3 protein-coding genes are annotated in these 5,761 nt (G+C 41.1%); all 3 read right to left on the reverse strand.

Annotated features, from left to right (window positions below):
- Window positions 1–487: 487 nt before the first annotated feature.
- Window positions 488–835 (reverse strand): hypothetical protein, encoded by a 348-nt coding sequence (locus CXF78_RS12095; protein WP_102036931.1) that lies wholly within the window; start codon window positions 833–835, stop codon window positions 488–490.
- 193 nt (window positions 836–1,028) lie between these two features.
- Window positions 1,029–4,241, reverse strand: a complete 3,213-nt coding sequence (locus CXF78_RS12100) for a DEAD/DEAH box helicase (protein WP_102036932.1) — start codon at window positions 4,239–4,241, stop codon at window positions 1,029–1,031.
- 474 nt (window positions 4,242–4,715) lie between these two features.
- Window positions 4,716–5,761 (reverse strand): HupE/UreJ family protein (locus CXF78_RS12105; RefSeq protein WP_102036933.1); only part of this gene is annotated, 1,046 nt, incomplete at its 5' end.

The raw sequence follows: 5,761 nt of genomic DNA on the forward strand, positions 1-5,761 counted from the left end.
GTAAATATTTTGAGTATTTTATCCACAATATGAATTTTGTTTAACGCTCAATCCTATTTCGCTCAAATATATGGCTAATATGTAGCCATATGATGACTACTAGCAATAATTACAGCTAAATAAATACAACGAAATAATTGCTGCTAAGCGAAGCGTGCCATCCGGTAAATTAACCTAACGAATATTTTAGATACCACGGTATCGGGGGAACGACTTAAAGCGGTCAAAGGACTCAAGCTAAAAGAGCAATGACAATAGGGTTATAGGCAAAATATAGATAATCGGTTTAGGTATTTAATAGCAACGGCATGATTGCTGTGCTGTATGGTTTTGGCGCAGTAAACAACATCGTTATTAATAATGGCAAAATGAACAAGAATAGCGCAAAGCTATTTGGCATGACCATTTATTAAACGACTGACGGGTAGCTTTATTGAACGCTCATGACACTAGTGCTTATATTTGATAAAGCACTCGCTGAATGAGATTACACAGCATCTGAATCTATTGAAATGATGCCTTTAAAAATCAGCGGGTAGCGTCTTACCCGTTGGCCAATATCATCACTCATCACTTGCCGATATAACAGTTCGATGTCGTTATCGTCTTCAAACACCAACAGTAACCGATCAATTGCCGTGTGCAGACCTTTTTTCAAATAAGGTTGAGCTTGAAACTCAGCAATATTATGTCTAACAATAGCAATTTTTTCAGGATGAAGCCGAAGCTCGGCAAATACCTGTTCAAAATAAGCAGTATGCTCAGCAGGGATTGCACGGGACGAGCGCCGTTTTCTTGGCGCTGATGAGCCACGTTTAAAGTACACCGCAACCAAGGTTCATCTCCATTTTCGAGTCCATACTTATTTAATCAAAGTGTATCGAGTCAACGTTTTTAAGCCAATGTTATCGAGTTCATCTAGGGTAATTGATAACCGCTAAATCACTTGAGCTTCGCGAATCTACACGCTAGTTCAAGTGATTTCCGTGTCATTAACGCAACTATTAACTCAACGATTAACTCAACGATTAACTCAACAATGCTAATAAATCGTTTGCACTGCCCTGCCATGGACCTTGAGTCCCATCAGATAAAATACTGTCAGCCAAACCTTGTTTGTGCTGCTGCATTTCTTGAATCTTCTCTTCAACGGTGCCCTGGGCAATCAGTTTATAAACAAACACCGGGTTTAACTGGCCAATACGATGAGCACGATCGGTCGCTTGGCGCTCCGCTGCAGGGTTCCACCACGGGTCAAAATGAATAACCGTGTCTGCGGCAGTGAGGTTAAGCCCGGTTCCACCCGCTTTTAAACTGATCAAAAACACCGAGTTATCCCCCTCTTGAAAAGCATCAATCTGGGTTTGACGGTCGCGAGTTTGTCCCGTTAATTTACTGTAGCTAATTGTTAAGCGTTTTAGTTCGTCTTCAATCAACGCTAACATGCCAGTAAATTGGCTGAAGATAAGGATTTTACGACCTTCTTCAATCATTTCAGGCAGGTTTTGGATTAACCAGGTCATTTTTGCGTTGTCTTTAACTTGTTGAGCTTGTTCAAGCTTCACTAAACGTGGGTCGCAACAGGCTTGACGTAATTTCAACAATGCATCTAAAAACTCAATATGACTGCTCGACACCCCTTTCTTGGCAAACAGTTCACGCAATTTTTTCTCCATCACTAAACGGATAGACTCATACAAATTACGTTGATCTCTTTCAAGTTCCAGAGTTTGAATAATCACGGTTTTTTCAGGTAATTCAGACACCACTTCTTTTTTAGTGCGGCGCAGCATAAAGGGAGCAATACGCTGACTCAGTAACTGCGACTTTTCAACATCGGCCTGCTTCTCAATCGGACCACGGAACTGCTTATTAAAGTAGGTATGCTGACCTAATAAACCTGGCAAGCAAAAATCCATCAATGATTTTAATTCGCCTAAATGGTTTTCAAGCGGCGTACCCGATAAACATAAGCGGAATCGACCTCTTAGGGTTTTAATCACTTGGGTGACTTTTGCTTGGGCATTCTTAATTTGTTGTGCTTCATCCAAAATAATATGCTCAAACACATATTCACAATAAATGGCTTCATCACGTAACATTAATGGATAGGTTGTCACGACCACATCAAACTGATTAATTTGATCTAATAAAGGTTGGCGTTTATTGCCGTGGATCACCACCACATTCAGCGACGGAGCAAACTTATTAGCTTCTTTTAACCAGTTACCCACTAAGCTAGTGGGGCAAACAATTAAACTGGTGCGACGCTCGGTCGCGTCTTGCTTGGCTTTGAGTAAAAATGCCAACGCTTGGACGGTTTTACCTAAGCCCATGTCATCGGCTAAAATACCACCTAGTTGATATTCCTTAAGAAAACACAACCAGTCAAAACCTTGTTTTTGATAATCACGTAATGTCGCATTTAAGCCATCAGGTAACTCAACCGGAACCACCCCTTTAAACTCTGCGAGTTTGGCGGCTAAATTGCGCACACGTTCGCCATTAAGCAAACGCACGTCACTGGCAGATAAATCATTCAAAATATGCGCACGGTTGCGTGGTATCGAAATGACATCGCCAGAATGACGATTAAATAATTCTTGGATAATACTAATCAGCGGCTTAATGGTTTTAGCTTTGATTTTAATAAAACCGCCGTTAGGGCCAGGTAATAGCAATTCATCATCGTCTGCCGGCTCACCATTTTGCTGCAACCAACGGGCAACTAAGGCTAATAACGGTACACTTTGGCCATCGATGTCGGCACTGAGCGATAATGAAAACCAGCCAGACTCATCATCGTCAACTAAGTCGACATCTAACTGTGCATCGGTAATTTGTAAGTCGAAGTCATCATCAAAATGAATCTCCATCCCCAGCGCAGTTAACGCATCAAGACCATTGTCGGTCAATTCAGACCATTCAAAAATCGACTCGGGTAATAACCCGACGCTGACATAATAGGGTTGTTGTGAACTGGCCAGCGTAGCGTCTGGTTCAAGTGTCACTAAGCCTATATCCGCTAATGACTGTAATGCCGCGAGCTCTTGCTCGACATGTCTATGCACTTGATATTGAACTTGATTTTTTTTGACTAAGCTTATGCGTTCGGGTTTAGTCGATGCATTAAAGGTAATTTCACCGTAACAATGATCAACACGAATAACCGGTTGCAGAATCGGGTTGTTGGCAATGAGCTCACGCGTAAAGGTTAAGCGTGTTAACAGTGAGTCTGTTATCTCGCAAAAATCAATTTCACTAGGAACAGGCACCGTTTTAGGTGAAAAATGCTGGAGCATTTTATGACTAATGGTATCTACTTGAGCCAAGGGCACTGGCGGCATGTGTTGCAATAAACTTAACTTTTTAACTGGTAAATCAGTTTCTATTCTACCTAGATGCAAATAGTCTAATTCAACATACAAAGGTGGCTCGGTAGCAATAAACTCCCAATTATCCAGCCCAGGCATACGCATTTGCATTTGGGTATGTTTTTTATCAATTTCACACCAGACAAATTCAGGTACAACAGATTTAGCCCATGTCAGGGGAATACGGTTTTCTTCCCAAAAACACACTTCGGCTGTGAGCATTTTAGTCAGTGCTAAAAATGAAATCTCACCTTCAATATAAATTTTAGAACCATGATTATTTGATGACAATAACAAGCTGATAATCTGTTTATCTTCAGGGTCTATCCACCACGGCATACTATAGCGAATATCGGCTAATGCCAGCTTGCTGCCTTTATTGTATTGGCCTTTTTTATTTAATTTACTGCGTTTAAATTCGACAAAAATACCATGAGGATCATTGGATAACACATAAATAATGCGATCTTTTTCTTCGTCCTCTTCCTCAAATTCGGCAACCGTTTTTTGCTCGTCAAGTTGGCGTAACCATTGGTGGATACGTTGCTCTTCAACCGGTTTTTTATCGACCAGTGCCAGCATCGCAGCAGCAACGTGTTTGCAGTTTGTTCTAACAGGGCAAGTACAATGTGAACGCATCACAATTTTGTGATTAACATTAACCAGAGTGATTTCTTGACGATAGGGTTCAGCAGCAGAGCCTTCTACATAGGCCTCAATATCATGATTATTACTGCTGGCAGTAACTTCTAGAACTCGACCTTGGATCAAATAGTTTTGCGCTTTTTGAATTTGGGTGGCCGAAAACAGTTTCGCAATCATCTCTAATGAAAGCTTAATGGGGAGATTAAACAGTTTCGCCGACATCAATACACCTAATAAAACCGCAGCAAAATAAACAATGGCTGCTGATAAAAAAGTTAACTTGCCATTCTATGGAAGAAAGCAGGCAATATCTAGGCTTTGCTGATCTTTCGAACAAAAAACTCGTTCAAACACGCTATATTATTGCGATTACACATATTGGGTGGTCGCTAAAGCTCAGATACAGCAATAATCTGTATCATCATACGAATTAACATACACAAAAGTTTGCTTACCGCTAAAGCCAATTTTAACCTTGAGTCGTTGGGAGATATTACCAAGAGGAATTTAAGGTGGGCGAATGTCTGACTAATGACTACTGACGTCGGTTATTTGTACACCGTCTCAAACATAAATAGAACATATGCCAAATGTAAGCCGAGCATAAGTTAGCGACGGTCGAATACAAGGTTACTTGAGCAATACAATCTCAATGAACTAGCCACTATCCAAAGCTGACTAGTTCATTGGCAAACACTAAAAACGTTCTACAGACCACTGAATCGCCATGAGCCCAATCGCAATTGAACCGATCTGCATGCCCCAATGTCGATACCAAAGTGTATGGCGTAGAAACATCAATACAGGCAGCACTAGCGCTAAAATCGCCAACTGGCCGATTTCAACGCCAACATTAAACGCAAGAATCGCTAATAGTTTTTGATTTTCAGGCAAGCCAAGTTCGCCTAATACTCCGGCAAATCCCATGCCGTGTAACAAACCAAACGCAAACGTAATCCAACCTAAACGCAATACAATCGGCCACACATTATTTAGTGCCGCAAACAATACCGACAATGCAATGCCCAGCTCAACCCAGTGACTACTAAAATTAATAAGCCCCAATGCGGTGGCGGTTAACGTTACCGAATGTGCCAAAGTAAAGGCAGTAATAATCCACGCGGTATCTTTAAATATTTGCTTAGGCTTATCTATCGCGTGCCATTTCTGTTGTTCACGCACCAATACGCAGGTTAACAACAACGCTAATAAAAATAAGATATGATCAGTGCCCTTCCAAATATGAATTACACCTTGGTAAACATATTCAGTAAATGTATCGCTGAACTGACTTTCAGCTAAATTAATCAATATGATCGGGTTATCGTTACTGATCACTCGCGTGTATTGATGATCGGGCGTGGCAATGGTGGTAATAACTTTATGATCAGTATCTATATTGAAGAAAGCTTGATAATTAATGGTCAACACTCCGGGGCTATCACATTCAGCCTGAAATGAACTGACTAGATAACCTTCACTAAAATGCTGGTCAACTTGCTGCGTTGGGTTAAAACTCAGTGGACAATCTTGCTCTCGGCTGATTGCCAAAGATGAACGTAAATAATCTACTATCGCAATTTGATGAGCTTGCAGCTCCCCCCACGCAAGCTCGCCATCTTGGTTATCATCAATAGGGACAACCTGGTTTATGTCAAAAAAGCGCACTTGCCAATCGCCTTGAATTTGTCCGTATTTATCTAAATGAACAGACAAATAACTGGTGCTCATTTGATGGGCTA

This window comes from Shewanella sp. 11B5 (genome assembly GCF_002836795.1).
GTDB lineage: Bacteria > Pseudomonadota > Gammaproteobacteria > Enterobacterales > Shewanellaceae > Shewanella > Shewanella frigidimarina.

Coding starts and splice junctions, on each gene's coding strand:
- CXF78_RS12100 (WP_102036932.1), bottom strand. CDS start 4,241: ATGTCGGCGAAACTGTTTAATCTCCCCATTAAGCTTTCATTAGAGATG.